The sequence below is a fragment of the Paenibacillus alba genome, assembly GCF_013204855.1.
Classification (GTDB): Bacteria; Bacillota; Bacilli; order Paenibacillales; family NBRC-103111; genus Paenibacillus_E; species Paenibacillus_E alba.
The window spans coordinates 106,718-125,692 of the sequence record NZ_JABMKZ010000022.1 but is presented as its reverse complement, the minus strand read 5'-3'; the positions used below and the strand labels follow the sequence as shown (position 1 = coordinate 125,692).

18 protein-coding genes are annotated in these 18,975 nt (G+C 49.8%); 14 read left to right on the top strand and 4 right to left on the bottom strand.

The features are described from left to right. The first annotated feature begins 659 nt into the window (after window positions 1-659). The 7 genes from HQN90_RS24265 to HQN90_RS24235 all read left to right on the top strand — a co-directional run bounded on the left by HQN90_RS24265 (window position 660) and on the right by HQN90_RS24235 (window position 8,109). A complete protein-coding gene (locus HQN90_RS24265) occupies window positions 660-1,025 on the top strand; it encodes a Na-translocating system protein MpsC family protein (protein WP_173223486.1) in 366 nt (121 codons plus the stop codon). A 221-nt stretch (window positions 1,026-1,246) separates the two neighbouring features. Next, window positions 1,247-3,601 carry an FdhF/YdeP family oxidoreductase gene (locus tag HQN90_RS24260; RefSeq protein WP_173223484.1) on the top strand — a complete coding sequence of 785 codons (2,355 nt, stop codon included), beginning with the start codon at window positions 1,247-1,249 and terminating at the stop codon, window positions 3,599-3,601. A 5-nt stretch (window positions 3,602-3,606) separates the two neighbouring features. Then, a complete protein-coding gene (gene fdhD / locus HQN90_RS24255; RefSeq protein WP_173223504.1) occupies window positions 3,607-4,443 on the top strand; it encodes a formate dehydrogenase accessory sulfurtransferase FdhD in 837 nt (278 codons plus the stop codon). A 79-nt stretch (window positions 4,444-4,522) separates the two neighbouring features. Further along, window positions 4,523-7,024: a trypsin-like peptidase domain-containing protein gene (locus HQN90_RS24250; protein ID WP_173223482.1), complete on the top strand. Its 2,502-nt coding sequence runs from the start codon at window positions 4,523-4,525 to the stop codon at window positions 7,022-7,024. 52 nt (window positions 7,025-7,076) lie between these two features. Continuing rightward, the gene (locus HQN90_RS24245; protein ID WP_246362808.1) at window positions 7,077-7,586 is read left to right on the top strand and encodes a VanZ family protein; all 510 of its coding nucleotides are present in this window, start codon (window positions 7,077-7,079) and stop codon (window positions 7,584-7,586) included. A 58-nt stretch (window positions 7,587-7,644) separates the two neighbouring features. Beyond that, complete coding sequence (locus HQN90_RS24240; RefSeq protein WP_173223480.1) at window positions 7,645-7,899, top strand: hypothetical protein; 255 nt, start codon at window positions 7,645-7,647, stop codon at window positions 7,897-7,899. Between the two features lie 18 nt (window positions 7,900-7,917). After that, on the top strand, window positions 7,918-8,109 hold the full coding sequence (locus HQN90_RS24235; protein WP_173223479.1) for a hypothetical protein: 192 nt from the start codon (window positions 7,918-7,920) through the stop codon (window positions 8,107-8,109). A 298-nt stretch (window positions 8,110-8,407) separates the two neighbouring features. On the opposite strand, the gene HQN90_RS24230 is transcribed toward HQN90_RS24235, so the two are convergent. After that, a complete protein-coding gene (locus HQN90_RS24230) occupies window positions 8,408-9,172 on the bottom strand; it encodes a pirin family protein (protein ID WP_173223477.1) in 765 nt (254 codons plus the stop codon). 168 nt (window positions 9,173-9,340) lie between these two features. Here HQN90_RS24230 and HQN90_RS24225 point away from each other — a divergent pair, with 168 nt between their 5' ends. From HQN90_RS24225 to HQN90_RS24215, 3 genes are all read left to right on the top strand, one after another. After that, window positions 9,341-9,757 carry a BlaI/MecI/CopY family transcriptional regulator gene (locus HQN90_RS24225; protein ID WP_173223475.1) on the top strand — a complete coding sequence of 139 codons (417 nt, stop codon included), beginning with the start codon at window positions 9,341-9,343 and terminating at the stop codon, window positions 9,755-9,757. 2 nt (window positions 9,758-9,759) lie between these two features. Then, a complete protein-coding gene (locus HQN90_RS24220; protein ID WP_173223473.1) occupies window positions 9,760-10,602 on the top strand; it encodes a M56 family metallopeptidase in 843 nt (280 codons plus the stop codon). A 149-nt stretch (window positions 10,603-10,751) separates the two neighbouring features. Then, window positions 10,752-11,279: a DUF2231 domain-containing protein gene (locus HQN90_RS24215; RefSeq protein WP_173223471.1), complete on the top strand. Its 528-nt coding sequence runs from the start codon at window positions 10,752-10,754 to the stop codon at window positions 11,277-11,279. 549 nt (window positions 11,280-11,828) lie between these two features. Here the strand turns inward: HQN90_RS24215 and HQN90_RS24210 are convergent. Continuing rightward, window positions 11,829-12,011 (bottom strand): hypothetical protein, encoded by a 183-nt coding sequence (locus HQN90_RS24210; protein ID WP_173223469.1) that lies wholly within the window; start codon window positions 12,009-12,011, stop codon window positions 11,829-11,831. Window positions 12,012-12,524: 513 nt separating this feature from the next. Between HQN90_RS24210 and HQN90_RS24205 the strand changes: the two genes are divergently transcribed. The 3 genes from HQN90_RS24205 (at window position 12,525) to HQN90_RS24195 (ending at window position 16,848) form a co-directional block, all read left to right on the top strand. Then, window positions 12,525-14,270 (top strand): ABC transporter ATP-binding protein, encoded by a 1,746-nt coding sequence (locus HQN90_RS24205; protein ID WP_173223467.1) that lies wholly within the window; start codon window positions 12,525-12,527, stop codon window positions 14,268-14,270. A gap of 39 nt (window positions 14,271-14,309) precedes the next feature. Continuing rightward, window positions 14,310-16,364, top strand: a complete 2,055-nt coding sequence (locus HQN90_RS24200; protein WP_173223465.1) for an ABC transporter ATP-binding protein — start codon at window positions 14,310-14,312, stop codon at window positions 16,362-16,364. A 172-nt stretch (window positions 16,365-16,536) separates the two neighbouring features. Continuing rightward, the gene (locus tag HQN90_RS24195; protein WP_173223463.1) at window positions 16,537-16,848 is read left to right on the top strand and encodes a hypothetical protein; all 312 of its coding nucleotides are present in this window, start codon (window positions 16,537-16,539) and stop codon (window positions 16,846-16,848) included. 96 nt (window positions 16,849-16,944) lie between these two features. On the opposite strand, the gene HQN90_RS24190 is transcribed toward HQN90_RS24195, so the two are convergent. Beyond that, window positions 16,945-17,565 carry an NAD(P)-dependent oxidoreductase gene (locus tag HQN90_RS24190; protein WP_173223462.1) on the bottom strand — a complete coding sequence of 207 codons (621 nt, stop codon included), beginning with the start codon at window positions 17,563-17,565 and terminating at the stop codon, window positions 16,945-16,947. Window positions 17,566-17,725: 160 nt separating this feature from the next. Continuing rightward, complete coding sequence (locus HQN90_RS24185) at window positions 17,726-18,055, bottom strand: hypothetical protein (protein WP_173223460.1); 330 nt, start codon at window positions 18,053-18,055, stop codon at window positions 17,726-17,728. Window positions 18,056-18,249: 194 nt separating this feature from the next. On the opposite strand from HQN90_RS24185, the gene rluF reads away from it, so the two are divergent. Then, a complete protein-coding gene (rluF, locus tag HQN90_RS24180; protein WP_173223458.1) occupies window positions 18,250-18,963 on the top strand; it encodes a 23S rRNA pseudouridine(2604) synthase RluF in 714 nt (237 codons plus the stop codon). The last annotated feature ends 12 nt before the right edge of the window (window positions 18,964-18,975 follow it).

Below are 18,975 nucleotides of genomic sequence, written 5' to 3'. Positions count from 1 at the left end.
TTTCGCTAAAGACTTTCTTAGACATGGTGTAATCCCCTCCGGTGCTTACTCTAGTATACAAAAAAAAGTACCCACAGTCTGAACACTTTTTCAAAGTGTCCAGACTATGGGTACCAGTGTACTTTGTATGAGGGAGCTTTTTGCGTGTTTAACCGTTGATAAGAGTCTCGAAAGACTTCTATTCGTGAAAAAGCGTGCTTTTTTGCGTAGATAGAAGCTCGTAGAGACTCTTATTTGCGAAACGGGGAATGGCGGATCATCTTTGGGGCATACCCTTCATGCTGTAAGACGTTCCTTCTATTGAGAAGGCAAAAGACCTTTGCTTGTTCGAATGTCTATCAGCTATAGTAGAGGTTAAAGAGGATAGCTTCCTTGCGACGATGTGAAGGCAAAAAAGGAGTGTGTTTGGAGATGACCGGTGCGATTATTTTGGGAATTATTGCGCTAGTGATTATTATAGGTGCAACGTTCTGGGTAACGAAGAAAGCGTACTCGCGGAAATGGGACGAAGAGGATCACGAGTAAAAGGGATAAGATCTAGTCTAGGGGTGTCAAAGCTCCATATTCGAAATGAGTTATCCCCGAGGTTCTCATATCCGGTTGTCAGGTATGCGCTTTCTTGCTATGATTGAAGCAGCAAACATAAAGGTGGCTGACCAATGAATCGTATGGAGGCCGAATTTAGCAATCTCGTAAAGGCCTATCGCAAAAAGCATATGGGCAAAGGGCCGGAACGTGTAATCACGTCCTTTTGCAAGTGTTGGGCGATCTGTGAAATGGCAGGCAACTTGTCTCCTGTGGAGAAGTTTATGGCGAAGACGGGCGATGGCAGACAGATGCTCCGCACGGCGCGCACGGAAATGGTGAAAGAGATTTACAAGGAGCATCCCCCTGTCGAAATGGAAGAGCTGCTAGGCGCTAAATTCGTTCAGCTTTTCGTAGATATTGATATTGAGCAGGATGTTGGGATGTCGGTGTTTGTTTTTGACCAAGATTTAGAAAAGAAGTATAAACATTTATCATAAGGCTTGGCACTCGGTAGCGAACCTGCCGGAGACTAACCACTGTGAAACAGGACTTGAGGCTTCCTCTGTTATGAGGAGGTCTGGGGATTGTTTTGCGGTGGTTTTTGGCATCTTTGGGCGTTTGCAGGACGGGGATATATGGCTGAGAGCTTGCACATAGAATCTAAGAACGGATGCTAGCGGATGAAGGCTGATAATGAACTGCAAAAGGAGCTAATGATATGGGGAAAACGAAACATACCGGGCCGATCAAGCTGCCCATGAAGCCGGATCCGAAGCTGTGGGTCAGCAAGGTGCCTTTCGGGATTGGCAAAATTAAACCGCAGCATATCCGTGAAACCGCCAAGATTGCTTGGCAGAATCGCGATAATCTGCCATATGCCTATCGGATTCTGACGCAGGGCGTCTGCGACGGTTGTGCACTGGGGGTATCAGGGCTGTACGATCAAACGTTGGCCGGACCACACCTGTGCACGACACGACTGAACGTGCTGAGACTTAATACAATGCCGGCGATTCGCGAGGAGCTGCTGCACGCCGATATCGAGGAGCTGAGCCGGCTTAACAGCACCGAGCTTAGACAGCTCGGCCGGATTCCATATCCGCTCATTCGCCGCCAAGGGGAGCGAAGATTCAGCCGAGCCACGTGGGACGAGGCGCTGGATTTGGTTGCTGCGAAGATGAAGGCGACGAATCCGAAGCAAACGGCTTTTTATTTGACGGCTCGGGGAATTACGAACGAGTCGTATTATGTGGCAGCGAAGGTGGCGAGGCTGCTCGGAACGAACAACATCGACAATGCCTCGCGGATCTGCCACTCCCCGTCGAAGACGGCCCTGAAGCGCTCGGTAGGCGTAGGCGCTTCGACCTGTAATTACAAGGACTGGATCGGTACGGATGTCCTTGTGTTCTGGGGCAGTGTAGCCGCGAATAATCAGCCGGTTTCCACGAAGTACATGTATGCGGCCAAACGCAAAGGGACGAAGATCATTGTCATCAACCCCTACTACGAGCCGTCGATGGAGAAGTATTGGATTCCTTCCATTGCCGAATCGGCCGTTTTCGGCACGAAGCTGTGCGACGATGTCTACCAAGTGAACATCGGCGGGGACATCGCCTTCATGAACGGCGTGATGAAGGTATGGTTCGAGATGGAGGAGCGTGAGGTCGGCTCCGCGATTGATCATGCGTTCGTGCAGGCGCACACGAAGGGGCTTGAAGAGCTGCGCGCCCACGTGGCGCAGCAGGACTGGACGACGCTGGAGCAGTCGTCCGGCCTCACCCGCGAACGCATGCGCGAGTTCGCGGAGCTGCTGGCGCGTGCCGCCAGTGCGGTCTTCGTGTGGAGCATGGGGCTCACACAGCACCGCTTCGGCACGGACAATATTTCGCAGGTGGCGAATCTCGCCCTCCTGCGGGGCTTTCTGGGCCGCGAGCACTGCGGGCTGATGCCCATCCGCGGTCACAGTGGCGTACAGGGATCCGGCGAAATGGGCGCCGATCCCTTCAGCCTGCCCGGCGGCGACATCAGCAGCGCCGCCGACCGCGAGCGCATCCAGCAGCTCTGGGGCTTCGAGCTGCCGGGCTGGCAGGGTGACATCGTCGGTGTCACCCTCGAGAACGCGCTCCTGCCGCAGGAGCAGGAGCGCAAGCTCCGGTTGTTCTACACCTCCGGCGGCAACTTCCTCGAGACGATGCCGGACCCGGCCTTCGTCCGCGAAGCTCTGACGAGCGTCGATGTCCGTGTTCACCAGGACATCATCCTGAATACCTCCACGCTGCTGGATGCGCGGGAGGCCGTGGTCGTGCTGCCCGCGATGACGCGCTACGAGCAGCCCGGGGGCGGCACGTCCACCTCGACGGAGCGGATGGTGTACTTCTCGCCCGAGATCGCCGGACCGCGAATCGGCGAAGCCCGCGCGGAGTGGGCGATCTATGCCGATCTCGCCCGCCGCGTGAAGCCCGAGGCCGCCGAGCTGCTTGGCTGCGGCAGCGCAGAAGCGATCCGCGCGGAAATTGCGCTGGCCGCGCCAAGCTATAACGGCATCCAGCACCTGCGTGAGCGCGGTGATGTGTTTCAATACGGCGGCGCGTGGCTGTGCGAGGACGGCGTCTGTCCGACGCCGGACGGCCGCGGCGCGCTGCTGCCGATCGAGCTTCCGGAGCTGCGGAAGCCGGAGGGGCATTTCGCGGTGACGACGCGCCGCGGCAAGCAGTTCAATTCGATGATCTACAGCGACATCGACCCGTTTAATGACGCGGATCGCTACGATGTGCTGATCCATCACGAGGACGCGGCTGCTCTCTCGCTGCAGGAGGGCGAGGCGATTGTTGTCTACAACAGCTATGGAAGCATGCACGGCAGAGTGAAATGTGCCGAAGTGAAGCCAGGCAACATCGAAGTCCATTGGCCTGAAGGCAATTCCCTCATTCCCAAGGGGGTTTATGAGCAATACGCCGGCATCCCTGAATACAATACAGCTGTTATCGTGGAAAAGGCAGAAACCTACCATGCTCACAAAGATACACGTTATATCGAGAAGCGCATTCAAGAGCTGGAGACAGAAGTGGAGTGAAGACGATGCAAGACGAACCGGATAAAGCTCCAAGCGAGCCCGCGCTTTCTTCAACGACAACTTGGACGATTCATCGCTATACGGGGACCGAAATCATTCCACAAGAGGATACAATTGCGACTGAAGCGCCCCTGACCATTCGAATTGACGGCGAAGAGTTCGCTACACTGGTTTATACACCGACAGATACGGAAGACCTGGTTGCAGGCTTTCTGGCCTCGGAGGGGCTAATCCGCTTCATCGATCAAATAGAGTCGCTTACGCTGGAGGAGGAGCGGGGTTTCGCTCATGTGAAGCTGCGCAACCTTCATCAGTTAAGCCAGAAGATGGTATCCAAGCGCTTCATCGGCTCTTGCTGCGGGAAAAGCCGGCAGTTTTACTTCCATAATGACGCCCGAACCGCCAAAACCGTCCGCACACCGCTCCAGCTTACCATTGCGCAGTGCTTCTATCTGATGAATCAACTGCAGGAGCAATCAGCGGATTTCAAGGCCACAGGGGGGCTTCATAACGCCGCGCTATGCACAGGGAGTGAGCTTCTTTTGGGCAGGGCGGATATTGGCCGGCATAATGCCCTTGATAAAATTTACGGTTATTTGTTAAGACAGCGGGTGTCTGTTCGAGATAAAGTGATTGCTTTCAGCGGCAGAGTTTCTTCCGAAGTTGTCCTCAAAGTGGCAAAAATCGGTGTGGGCATCCTTTTATCCAAATCAGCTCCTACCGACTTGGCGCTTCGTTTGGCTCATGATCTGGGCATTACCGTGGTTGGTTTTATTCGCAGAGACCAATTAACGATTTACACCCACCCGGAGCGGATAATGGAATGCGGAAATCTATCTTAACAATTTTTATATTGTCTCTCTTTCTCAAATATGCTAGATTCTAGCTACTGCCATATTTTGTTAAGAGAGGGAGAGCAGCATGGGGAAATGGAATATATATACGAAAAAAGGGATGATAGCGCTGCTGACAGCGTTTTTGCTTATTTCCTTGCAAGGTCCTGCACCTTCTTATGCAGCGGAATTGAATTCAGAGGTTCCGAAAGTTGTTGAGAAAACGTCGCCTTCCGTTGTAGCGATTATTGGCAAGCCTTCCAACGATTCGAATAAGACGATGGAGAAGAACCGTTTTAATTTAGCCCACGGCACAGGCGTGATTGTCGAGTCCAACGGGGTTATCGTCACGAACGCGCATGTCGTCAAGGATATGAAAAATATCGTCGTCGTGACTTCGAATGGTAAAACTTATAACGGGCATGCCACGAATATGGATGAAGAAAGCGATTTGGCCTTGGTCAAAATTGATGCTACCGGGTTATCGCCGGCTACACTAGCATCGTCGTCCGAGATTAAAGTAGGTGAAACGGTTGCTGCGATTGGGACGCCGATCTCATTTGCGCTTAGAAACTCTGTTACTGTCGGTATCGTCAGTGGACTTGACCGCTCGGTTAGCTCGCAATATCAGCTGATCCAAACCGATGCCGCGATTAATCCAGGCAACAGCGGCGGCGCTCTGATCAACATGAATGGCGAAGTCATTGGCATTAATACGATGAAATATGCGGAAATTGGTGTGGAAAATCTCGGTTTCGCCATACCGATAGACACCGTTAAATATGTTTTGAAGCATTTTCAGCTGTATGGAAAAGTCAAACGGCCGTATTTGGGACTCGAGCTGGAGGAAAGCTGGGAAGCGGTAGTAGGCTTGCCAAGTTCAACCGGATTAAGGGTTGCTTATGTAGATCCGGATTCACCAGCCGCTGGGGCAGGCATTCAGCAGGATGATGTTTTCGTTGCTATCGGCACCAGCAATGTGAAGACTTTGGTGGATTACAACGAAGCGATTAAGCATTACTTGCCAGGCGATAAAGTGGATATTAAGATTCAATCTGGCAGTTCGGCAGTAACCAAATCGGTTACATTGGGCGAAGTGAAGCAGCAGGAAACGAAGTGGACAGAAGATGCCGAGGGCTCGTATTTGGATGCGGATCGCGGCAAAACGAAGATCGGAGACAGCCATTTCGGATGGTCGATGAAATACCCGGCAGGCCTTGTGAAGGGGCGTCAATCCGATGACGGGGGTTCGGTTAATTTCATTGATGCGAAGGGCGAATTCTCCTTGTCGATTACAGTGGATAGCAAGCAAAGCGATGAACTGTCGCCATCCGCGCTGCTTAGCCTGTTAGCTTCTGATGAGGAGGATGAGTATTCGGATCAGTCGTCCGCGACGATTCTGGAGCGTCAGTATGTGAAGCGGGAAGGTCAGCCTTTTGCCAAAATCGTTAGTCGCTCAGGGGACAAGGGCTATGTTCAGACCCGCGGCTATCTGTATAAGGGCAAGCTTTATAAAGTGCAATTATTCGTAACCAAAGAGCACTACAACAATGATTTTAAGCAAAACAGCTACAACGATCTGCTCGACAGCTTCAAGCTTTCTTTTGACACCAAGGATGAGTCGTTGCGGGATATTTCGGTGTATTCGAGCGGGAATACGACGTATACGAATGAGTATGGTTTGTCCTTTGCTCTGCCATCCGATTGGCAGCAAGGCGGTTATACCGGCAGCTCCTCTTTCTTTAACGATGACTATTCCCAAGCGATCCATGTGCGTGTAACTTCTGCTTCTTCCGGAGATACGCTGAGTGCGTGGGCAGATCGTCAAACGAAACAGTTTGAAGCGCAGTACGCGCCTAAGTATCGCACGCTGGATGAGCCCGTGGAGCTGACGCTCGCTGGTGTGCCTGCTATGAAGCTGAGCTACTCGAATACCTTGGGCAAAAAGTGGAACGCAGGCTACTCCCTCTTTTTCATCAAGGACAAGTATAAATATGAGATCGGAGTCAGTTATCCGAAGGACGATAAGGGTACCGAGCTGGATGAGCTGGAGAAAGCCTTGACCTCGTCAATCAAAGTGGACAAAGACCGCATGGATCAAGAGCTTGGCTTTATTCAAGATCTGGACGAGCTTGCGGATCCGGACCGCGTGGTTCCTTTCAAGAATGAGAAATACAAGTATGCCTTGCAAATTCCAGAGAGCTGGACGAGCATGAAGTCATATGACAATAAGGATCAAGCCAACAAAACATTCGCATTCACAGGCGGTGATCTCACGATTGGCGCAGACAGCAAAACCTCCTTCGACAATGCGGTTAAAGACGAGGATGCTGCCCAAAAGAAAAGCCATACCAATGATAAAGAATATGTGTATTCGGATTCAGAAGTGACGCTATTCCAAGATGTGAAAGCGAAGAAATACGACATTAGCTATGCGACTGCCAAAATTCCTTACAAGGAAACGATCTACATTTTTAATCAAAATCAGATTACTTATACCGTATCGCTTCGTATTGATGAAGCTGTTCGTACGGAGGCTAACGAAGCTCGTTTAACGAAAGCATTTGAGTCCTTTACATTTCTGAAATAGAAGTGTTGAGCTAAGAGACCTCTTATCAGGAAACTGAAGGAGGTTTCTTTGTTTGGCTACTAGGAAGGGAAGCGGTGATTGGGTGATGAGCGGGAAGCGCAGAAGGTTGGGTAGAGCGTTGGTTTGGCTATTTTTCCTTGGCTTTACGGGCTGTCTGCTGTATTGGATGTTTATGGGGTTTGGGCGCAGTATCCGTACAAGTGGACCCTATCACTACAACTTGGTGCCTTTTCGAACAATCGGAATGTATGTGCTGCATAGGCATTCTTTTTCGACGCGGACATGGATCATTAATATTTGGGGGAATATCGGTGTCTTCACCCCTTATGGCTTTGTGTTGCCGTATTTATTTCCTTGGACTCGTCGCTTTGTGGCGTTCCTGCTGCTTTTTGGTTGTTCGCTGATTATCTTGGAAGTTCTGCAAATGCTGCTTAGAGTCGGCAGTCTGGATGTGGACGATGTGATACTGAATGCGCTAGGCGCTAGTCTATCGTATGCTGTTTTTGCAGGCTTGCAGCGTTGGCTGAAAGCAAGGAAATCGGCAGCTTGGTATAAAATCTGACCAAATGCCTCAAGATAGCGATTGTGACCTAATCAGCCCCTAGGAGGTAATCAACATCATGACTCAGTCAGATTCCAGCCTTCAATCTCAAAACCCGATATCATCGGCGCAAAATTCCGTGGAAAATGTCCATCGCGCTGTTTCCCACGCGCTTTCTCACCCGACCTCTCAGACCTTGGACGAGGCTCAGAATGCTATCAACAAAGCGGAAAAGTCGGTCGACCAAGCAACGATGCATTCCGACTCGTCCGCGGTTCAGCAGCTCGCTCAAGAGCTGACAGAGGAAGAAGCAAGACTGCAAAATAATCAGTAGAAGCGAAGCGGCTGCAGTTTGAGTTCTGCAGAGGTTGCTCAAGCAACACAAGCTGCACAAGCAGTACAAGCAGTACAAGCAGTACAAGCAAGTACAACAGTACAAGCAGTACAAGCTGTACAAGCAGTACAATCAGCACATGCAGCACATGCAGCACATGCAGCACATGCAGCACAAGCTGATAGTCTTGCAGTTTCTTCAGGTTCGTAAGCCGCGCTGCGCATATTCCTGCAAATGTGCATCCTTTTCGGCTCGGGAATAAGCAAGCAGGTGAAAAGCCTGCGAATATGCATCCTTTTGAGAGCTTTTTTCGATTTCATGATGGAAAAGCTTAAAAAGCCTGCATAATCGCAGGCTTTCTGCCGTTTTCACACGATTTGCTCGAAAAAGCCTGCACATTCGCAGGCTTTTCGAAATCCGTGAGCTACGGGTATTGCTCGTATGAGGGCGCAGCCACTTCATATGACATCCGCTGCATTTAGCTTCAAGTCAGCCCCATTCAGCCCCATTATTTACGATACAAGGTGTACCCAGGATCTACAGGAACATCAATGGCAATGACACGAAGGCTTTGCTCCTCATCGGCTTGAAGCCGGAGGGCTTCGCCTTCCTCTGTCGCTTGAGCTACGACGAAATCCTTATGGGACAACGTCTGCAGCTCGCCTGATCCCGCGGCACCTTGCCCGCGGATGACAAGAAAGGCCAGCTGACGGCTTGGGTCAAGAGGATAGCTGAATGAAGCGCCGGGCTCAAGCGTCCAGTCATGCATAATAGCGTCAGTATCTAATTGAATTGGAGCCTCTCCGCCAATAACGGCTTTGGCCACTGAACCATCGGTGCGGTGACTCGGGAACGTTTCGTGATTATATTGGCGGTAAGTTGCTGGCTTCTTCACCGTTTCACTGAGATGAGGCTCGAACCAGATCTGCATCGCTTCGCTTCCGACAGTGCGGAACGCCTCGGCGTGATAGACGCCGGAACCGGCTTGGATCACTTGCGCGCCGCCGTCTGTTACCGTCTCCAGAGAACCAAGGGAGTCGCGATGCTCCACGAGACCTTCGATGACATAGGTGACAATTTCGAACGCTTTGTGGGGATGCATGCCGATTTCGGCAACATCGGCAGCTTTGCCCCAAGCCCAGTAGAATAATGGGCCGACGCGGTCTACCGCGGTTTTCTCGCCAGGGAAGCTGACTGCCCGCTGCTCCAGAAACTTACCTCCGTCAAAAGCTCCCACGCCTTGCTGTTCAGCGCCATATATGCGAATATTCATGTGTGAATCCTCCTTATTAACTATATAATAATTAATAACTAACTTTATGTAAGTATTATATCGCTTCTCGCCTCCGTTGTCAAAATCTTATTATGTCCCTTCGTCTTTCAAATCTTGACTTCGCTCTTGCTGCCTACTACAATTTGTAGTGTAAGGAGTGAAGCAATCATGAAAATGCAAAATTTTAAATATGAAGGAAGCGGGCTTAATCGTTTTTTCGGCCCTTTGGAAGCGAAGATCATGGAAATCCTTTGGGGAACTTCCGCGGAAATGACGATCAAAGATGTGCAAATCAAGCTGGATCAGGATAAAGCGATCAATTTTAATACGGTGATGACGGTCATGAACCGGCTAGTGGACAAAGGAATTCTTCAGAAAAAATCCGTTATCCGTTCTTTTATGTACAGACCCGTCGTAACGCGCGAGCAGTTCATGGAAACCCAATCAAAGGAGCTTACGTTTGACCTCATTGAAGAGTTTGGCTCATTGGCTGTTACTCACATGGTGGATGCGCTTGATAAAGTAGATCCAGATCTGCTCGACAAGCTGGAGCAACAAATCAAAGAACTCAAAAAGGATCGATAACGATGAAGGAATCGCGAATCAAAGGGTTGTATCTCGCTTCTCTGGCCGTATCGGGAGCTATTTTATTGCAAATGCTGCTCTATTTGCTCCAGCATCTTTTTACATGGAGACCCTTTTTTAATATTTTTGATTTGTGCATCATTTTATTTCAAAAGCTGCATGTGCCGGCACCGCTTGCTTGGTACGCGATAAATGTGCTGATTCTCCATACATTTGGCTTGCTGATATGGCTGATGGTGCAGCATGCACGAGATACGTGGAAAGCAAAGAAGATTGTGAAGCTATCTGAAGTATCCGCATTATCGCAGCAATATCAAGATCAATTTGGGCTTCGTCCAAATGCCTTGAGCATGATCTCGTATCAAGCTCCAATTGCGATGACAGTGGGGTTATGGAAGCCGCGTATTCTGTTATCGACGGGACTAATCGACATGCTGGAGCCAAATGAGCTTAAAGCCGTCATTGAGCATGAGAAATGCCATGTGCGATACCGGGATCCGCTGGCTGGATTGCTGCTTGCCACCCTGTCCAAGGCGATGTGGTATATCCCTATTTTTGCTTGGCTGGTTGAGAAATATCCAATCATGATAGAGCTTAGAGCGGATAAGTATGCGATTAGCCAGATGAAGCAATCTTTAGATTTAGGCAGCGCCCTTCTCAAGCTGCTCAGACAGGCACCGACACCGCAGATCATCTCCCTATCCCACGCCTCGTTTGCCGAAACGTCTATGAATGTCAGAATTCAGCATATTTTGGACCCTCAAATGAAATTGTCGCTGCATTGGCCGCTTATACGGATGGCCAGCTCCCTGCTTATCGTAATCTTGCTTAATGGACTTATTTAAACAATTGGACCGTAGAACCTAGGGGTCGAAGCCATGTCAGCTAACTTGACGGACTTCGGCCCTATTTAGAGGTAAATATTGACTTCGCAGGCCCTTTACACTACACTATGTAGTGTAAAGGGAATAGATAGATAGAGGAGAGAAACGAAGTGGATTACATTTTGAATAATTTGCATTTCATCGTGACACATGTCCCTATCGCACTTCTTATTTTTAGTTTTGTTTTTGATTTGATCGCTTTGATTTTCAGAAAACGCGACTGGCATTCGGCAGGGATGCTGTGTCTGATCGTTGGCGCCTTAGGTGCCGTCGCGGCCGTTCTTACAGGCCCGTCGCCTTGGCGCAATCCGCTGGTTGTTCCGCATGAGCTGTATGCACGCCTTACCATGTTCCTCGCCGTTGTACTTGCCATCATTCGCGTAGGCTTATTGATTTGGAAAAAGCTCGAATTGGGCCGCAATCCCATTTATTTGATTGGCGCGCTGGCCGCGGTTATTCTCGTTAGCTACACAGGCCACCTTGGAGGTCAAATGGTTCATCGACCTATGACGGGCGCTCCAGGCAGCGGTCCAGGTGCTGGAACCGGTCCAGGACAAGGCGCAGGACAAGGCCCAGGCCCAGGTGCCTCTGGAGTGGGAGCGCCACTGGCAGCCAATGGACAAGCCTCTGCCAAGTAAAGAAAAGGGTGATCTGGAAGCTGAGCAGCTGGCAGATCACCCTTTTCAATAGATCATTTAAATGTTATGAGGAGAGCGAAGCTTGCTATTTGAGGTTGCCGAGGAGGTGAGCCAGCATGGGTTAGTTGAGGGTCTTGCGGCTGACATGATGCCCCGAAGGAAACTACGTTCCCTTATTCAGCGTCCAAACGGTCATTTGGCTGATCAAACGGAACTACGGTACGCTAATTAGTCTAAATTGCTGGAAATTCACCTTATAAAGGTGGAATAAGGGATCATATTTCCCTTTCAGCTGCGAATATCGGATTTTGAAGCAAATAGCGGATCATATTTCCTTTTCGTATAGGTTTTTCTGCAATTTTACAAAATCCTATTGGGACGAACGCGAGTCCGGCCTTATCTTGTATTTGCGAGGGAGAGTATTGCAATCCCAGCATCACGAGGTAGTTTACACCGCTAAAGGAGTAAAATTGCAGCTCTCCCCCTCTGTAGCGTTGAAAAAACGTACTTACAGCAGATTATTGTCATCTCACAACGCCGCAAAGAAGCTCAAACAGGCTCTCGCGGCTGCAACTCCAACTCCTCCAAAGTAAAGCGATGCCCCCATAGAAACTCCATATCGTACTTCGTCGAATCGCGGCTGACGAAGCGGGCGATAGCAGCAATAACGCCTCCAATCACAATTCCAAAGGCCGTAATCCATCCAAGCAAAGCAAATACTTTATCGACCATGGACATTCACTCCCCTATGCGCGATGAATCTATATGTTATGAATATGCCGGGAGATTTTGAAACATGTGTGACATTTTGGCTTTCAGCTAAAGGTGAGTAATACGATCCGAAATTCCTCATTCAGAGAGTTCCGTTATAGTCTTTCTCTCCGATTGACACAGACTTGAGAAGGATGTTAAGATCACCACTGTAAGCTTAAATATACAACTTTTGGGAAAAGGAGGGTTACAAGATGATTGATATGGTTACGAAGCGATTATTCCATCATGGCAAGCCGAATCTAGACCATACAATTTCATATGAAGTAGCCCGCTTATTAGCCTGAACGCACGCCTAATGTCTGTTCAGTCTCTGTTCTCCAACATAAACGCTAATCGAAAGCGCGGGTTACGAAGAAGTTCGTGACGAGCGCTTTTCTGTTTGATAGAAGGCATATCGCGGCGTGCGATGTGCCCTTTTTGCGTGGATAAGTAGGTATTCGTTTGCGCCATTTGAGAGGAGTGAAAAGATAGATGTTTACAGTATTAAAGAAATTAGCTTGGTTCTTTCGAATGAACTGGAAGCGTTACACGATTGCCATTGGGCTGCTGATTATCGTCGGGATTATTGACGTAATCCCTCCGAAGCTGATCGGCTATGCGATTGATGGCATACACATGGGAACTTTGACAGGGAGCAAGCTGGTGCAATTGCTCGCCTTCTGGGGCGCGTTAATCGTCGCGGGGTACGGACTATCTTATGTTTGGCTGTACCAGCTGTTTGGCGGTGCTTTCGTATTAGAGCGTATTCTCCGCTCCCGCTTAATAAGACAGCTGCTCCGCATGACACCAACGTTCTACGAACGAAACCGTACCGGAGATCTGATGGCTAGAGCCACCAATGATTTGCAGGCGGTATCGACGACGGCGGGCTTCGGCATTTTGACATTCGTCGACTCAACCTTGTTCATGCTAACTATTCTGGCGATGATGGGCTTCTTCATTAGCTGGAAGCTGACCTTGGCGGCTATTATTCCGCTGCCCTTCATGGCGATTGCGATTACCGTTTACGGCAGTCGTATTCATGAGAGATTCATACGGGCCCAAGATGCTTTTGGGCAAATGAATGACCGCGTGCTGGAAACGATCGCAGGCGTTCGAGTGATACGCGCTTTTGTGCAAGAGAAAGCGAGTGAACAAAGCTTCAAAACGATGACGGACGATGTATTCCGCAAAAATATCGCGGTTGCCATTATCGACGCTCTTTTTGAACCAACGGTCAAAATCCTGGTCGGTATTTCATATTTGATCGGATTATGCTACGGCGGCTATATGGTTTTCCATAGTGAACTGACGCTCGGCGAGTTGGTTTCCTTCAATACCTTCTTGGGTATGCTGATTTGGCCGATGTTCGCCATCGGTGAGCTGATGAACATCATGCAGCGCGGGAATGCTTCCCTTGATCGGGTAAACGAGACGCTTGGCTATAAGCCGGATGTGAAAGAAGATCCGCAAGCCAAGACGCTTTTGCTGCCGAATACGATCAGCTTCCAAAATGTCACCTTCCGTTATCCGTCCTCTTCGATTGATAATTTAGTTAATATTTCATTTCATTTGCAGCGTGGTCAAACGCTTGGCATTGTGGGCCGTACAGGAAGCGGCAAAACCACGCTGCTCAAGCAGCTTTTAAGAGAATACCCGCCGGGGCAAGGAGCCATCAAGCTGGCGGATACGCCTATTGAGCAGCTGAGCATTGATACGGTCCTCGGATGGATTGGTTATGTGCCGCAGGAGCCGATCCTTTTCTCCAAAACAGTCAGAGAGAACATTATGTTCGGCCAAAGCGGAGGATCGGAAGATCAGCTCCAGCAAGCACTTGAGCTTGCCGCTTTCCGCAAGGACGTTGAGTTTCTGCCGGAAGGTTTGCAGACGTTAGTCGGAGAAAGAGGCGTAGCCTTATCCGGCGGCCAGAAGCAGCGTGTTTCCATTGCGCGGGCGCTTTATGTAGATCCGGAAATCCTTATGCTGGACGACGCACTTTCGGCAGTAGACGCCAAAACAGAAGCAGAGATCATTCGCGGCATTCGCTCGGAACGTGCAGGCAAAACAACGCTCATCACTACACACCGCTTATCTGCTGTTCAGCATGCGGACTGGATTGTCGTATTGGATGAAGGCTATATCGTGGAAGAAGGCACGCATGAGCAGCTTATTGAGCTCGGCGGCTGGTACAAAGAGCAGTATGACCGTCAGCAGCTTGAGGAGAAAACGCAGGCGTAGCAGATGATAGATAAAGCTGAAAAGAAGGTGAGAAACCGAATGAAACAAACAGGTAAACGATTATTTCAATACGCAGCCCTATTCAAAAAGCCGCTGCTTATTGCGCTCCTTTTCTTATCTGTTGCCGTAGCGACCGAACTGGCAGGCCCTTTTATCGCGCGGCAGATGATTGATACGCATATTCTCGGTATCGAGAAGCCGTGGTATGAGACGCAGTCCGCGACGCAAGCCGGCAAGTCCGTTCCTAGAGGCGGCACGTTCTATATGCGTGGCGATAATTTTCCTGAAGGCGAGCCGAAGGGGAAAGAAGTTCGTATTTTGCAGGTGGGAAGCCAATTCGTATGGGTGGATCAGCCCATTGTTTTTGATGGCGTACGCAAGCTTTCAGATACTGGGAAGCTAACTATAACGCAAGGATCAGAGAAGGCAGAGTATGATGTTCAAAAGCTAGGCGTACAAGAACTTTACGCATTCTATAAGCCTGAATTTATTAGCTTAATGAAATTGGCAGGCCTCTATTTCCTATTGATTTTAGTTGGAGCTGCCTTTACTTACGGGCAACGATATTTACTTCAGTCCGCAGCCAATCGGATCATCCAGCGCATGCGAAGCGATGTGTTCGCGCAAATTCAGCGCCTGCCGATCAACTATTTCGATAATCAGCCAGCGGGTAAAATTGTATCCCGAATTACCAATGATACGGAATCTGTCAAAGACCTGTATATCCAGGTGTTGGCTAACTTTTTTACAGGCACGATTTATATCGTTGGCATTATCGCGGCATTATTCATTCTAGATTATAGACTCGCTTTGTTTACACTTCCGGTCATTCCTTTGCTCTATGTCTGGATTGTTGTTTATCGTAAATTTGCTTCTTACTTCAATCATGAGATTCGTGAGCGGATTGGGTCCATCAATGGGATCATTAATGAGTCGATTCAAGGGATGACCATCATTCAGGCTTTTCGCCGACAAAAGGAAACGATTGAGGAATTCGAACAATTGAACGATGAATACACGTCGTATCAAAACAAATTGCTCAGCCTGAACTCGCTAACTTCACATAATCTGATGAACGTAGTTCGGAATTTATTCTTCTTCGGTCTTATCTGGTATGTTGGCGGCAGCAGCTTGAATACGCTGATAACGGTGGGGGTGTTGTACGCTTTCGTTGACTATCTGAACCGGATGTTTCATCCGATGGTGGGCATCGTGAACCAGCTGCCGAACCTGGAGAGGGCGCTTGTTTCCGCGGATCGCGTGTTCGAGCTGCTGGATGAGCAGGGCATTGATGTCGCTGCGGAGAAATCTGATCGTTATAAGGGCAATGTTAAGTTTGAGCATGTGCGTTTCGCTTATAAAGAAGGCGAAGATGTGCTGAAGGATATTTCGTTTGAGGCCAAACAAGGGCAGACGGTCGCGCTGGTGGGGCATACCGGATCAGGCAAAAGCTCGATCTTGAATCTGCTCTTCCGCTTCTACGATGTGAACGATGGCCGGATCACGATCGACGGCCGCGAGGTGCGCGAGATGCCTAAGCAGCTGCTGCGCCAGCATATGGGCATCGTGCTGCAGGACCCGTTCCTGTTCACTGGGACGATTGCATCCAACGTTTCGTTGGATGATCCGTCCATCACCCGGGAACGGGTAGAAGCCGCGCTGCGTGAGGTTGGCGCAGCGGAGATGTTCAAGGGCTTGCCGCACGGCATCGACGAGCCTGTGGTCGAGAAGGGCAGCACGCTGTCAGCCGGGCAGCGGCAGCTGATTTCCTTCGCCCGGGCGCTGGCGTTCGACCCGGCGATCCTGATCCTCGATGAGGCGACGGCCTCCATCGACACGGAGACCGAGGCCGTCATTCAGGCCGCGCTTGAAGTGCTGTCGAAGGGGCGAACCACCTTCATCATTGCCCACCGCCTGTCGACGATCAAAAGCGCCGACCAAATTCTGGTGCTCGACCACGGCGAAATTGTCGAGCGAGGCAATCACGAGGAGCTGATGGGGCTCCTCGGTCGGTACTACCAGATGTACCAGCTGCAGCAGGGACATCCAGAAACAGCAGCGGCCGCTGAAGACGAAGTGCGCAGCGGGTTGTAAGAGAAGCCAACAGACGCGGGGAGTTTTCGCGTCTGTTGGCTTTTTGCGCGTGCGGGCTAACCCGCGGATAGGAAGTTCACAGTAAAGACAAACTAGCCAAAAGTCTGAGGACGGACGAATGAGGCTATGCTACAATATTAATTGGAACTTACGTGAAATGGAGGAACGAACTATGCGTTCTGAAACAGCGCGATTACTGAATTTATTGCAGCTTTTATCCGAGGTGGCCATTGCTGTTGGGTATTTGCTTGGACTTATTCCTTTTGTTTACTTATGGTCGTGTGCATGGGTGATTCCGCTTGTGTTCGTTAATTTAATTTTTGCTATCCTTACAAGCAATGGGACAACAATCAAAACGATTATCAACATTGCCATGTCGTTTCTGAGTTTTATTCCTCTCTTGGGCTATGTGTTCCGTGCTGTTGGTATTGTGATTTCATTGGTCAATATCGCGGCCTTGGCGAAAGAACGAAGCAGAGGCTAGGAAAAAGCTGCATACCGCACAAAAAGGATGGATGCCGTTATATCGGCTTCCATCCTTTTTGTCATGGCGCTATACGCTATCACTTCGCGCAGTCGCTCAATAGGCAAGCCCTACCCGGCATTCGCCATACTCATCCGCGCACGCGACTTGATAGGTGAACGCCGCGGTATCCCCCACAGTGATCGACTTGCCGCCTTCCGGCAAGTAGTCCCGCTCGGCGCGGAAGCTGCCTTGCGGCTCACCGTCCGGCAGGTACGTCGGACAGACAACCGTCCAGCGTAAGCCCGATGCAGCGAGCATTTCCCATGCCCTGCGGTGTTCCTCCGCAGCTCGGGTGGATGAGCGCCGGGTGTCCGGGGCTTCGTAGCGCAGCAAGCCGGTATGTTCCCGGCTTTGCAGGATGCCCGCTGTGCCGACGGTGACAACGCGGTTCACACCGTGAGCTTGCATCGCCCTGATCAGCAGGGGCGTGAATTCAGTCAACACGGTACCTCCATCGGTACCGAGGCAGCTTATGATGATATCTATGCCGCTGACAGCAGCATGGATGTCATCGGCATGACAAGCGTCTCCGCGTAATAAAGTGAGTTGATCGGACGAGAGAGTGACCTTGTCCGGATTGCGAACGAGGGCAGTGACCTCGTGCTTGTCCATCAAGGCTCGTTCCATAATTCGTTGGCCGACTCGGCCAGTGGCTCCCAAGAGCAGAATGCGCATAATGGTCCTCCTGATGCTGCGTATTTTCTCTTAGTATATCAAACATGGTTCAGATAGACAGAAAAGAGGCTTGCAGAACAAAAAACCTTCAAACCATGAAAAGTTGGCTTTGAAGGCTTTGCTGAGGCACTCAGGTTTCATTTGTTAGGCTGCTTCTCCCTTACTGCTTAGCAACAAATGTAAAGGAAATGGCACGAGTGAAAGCGGTAGGATTGAATACGGTTATCACGTAAACAAAATCAGTTTGGTTGTAGAAGCTGGTTGCGTAGGCAGGCAAAGAATTTTGATTAGCGATAAAGAATCCGCCACTAATCGGTTTTAAGCTTCCTCCATTGAAGGTAAAGGTGAAATACGTGTTAGGCGTGATGGTACGGTTAAAAAAGAAACGTTGAAATCCATTGCCTAAATCGGTTTTGCGGTTAGCTTGTTTAGCTGTGGCGACAACTTTTTTGTAAGTCACACGCGGTTTTTTAATAGGTTTCATACTCATTTAGCATCCCTCCTGTTCTAGAATTAGTAGATGCTAGATTCGGAGATTTTGTATGGATGAATCTACTAATTTATCTGCACTATTTTCGTAGAATACACTTCTCAGGCAGGGCTACTTGAACCCAATGCGCGAATCCAGCATAATAAGAGGTACTTGAGTGGTCTGATTACGGCATAGAAGGGAATTTCCCAGGTATGAGAATTAATAAATTTATTAGTGAAACTGGCGTTTGCTCCAGACGCGAAGCGGACAAGTGGGTGGAGGCGAAGCGTGTTACCATTAACGGCGAGCTCGCCGGATTGGGAAGCGTTGTGGGGCCTGACGATGAGGTTCGCATTGACGGACAGGTGATCGGGGAGAAGAAGGAGCATGTCTACATAGCGCTTAATAAGCCAGTAGGGATTACCAGCACGACCGAAGCCCATATCAAAGGCAACATCGTCGACTTCGTTGGGCATTCGGAGCGTATTTTCCCCATAGGCCGATTGGACAAAGATTCGGAAGGACTTATCCTTTTGACCAACAACGGGGATATTGTGAACCAGATTCTGCGAGCGGAAAATAATCACGACAAAGAGTACATTGTAACGGTTAATCGGCCGATAACGCCCATGTTTTTGCAAGGAATGGGAAGCGGCGTTCGTATTCTTGGAACAATGACGAAGCCCTGTGAGATTTATCAAGTTGGCGACCGTGTTTTCCGCATCATTTTGACCCAAGGGCTTAACCGGCAAATTCGCAGGATGTGCGAAGCGTTTGGTTACCGTGTGGTGCGACTTCAGCGCGTACGGATTATGCATATCCATCTAGGGACTCTGAAGGTGGGGAAATGGCGGAATTTGACGCAAGGCGAAATGCAGGACTTAATGCAGACGCTTAGTCAGGAAAGCTCCAAATCGAGTAAATAAGTGCACCTGCCT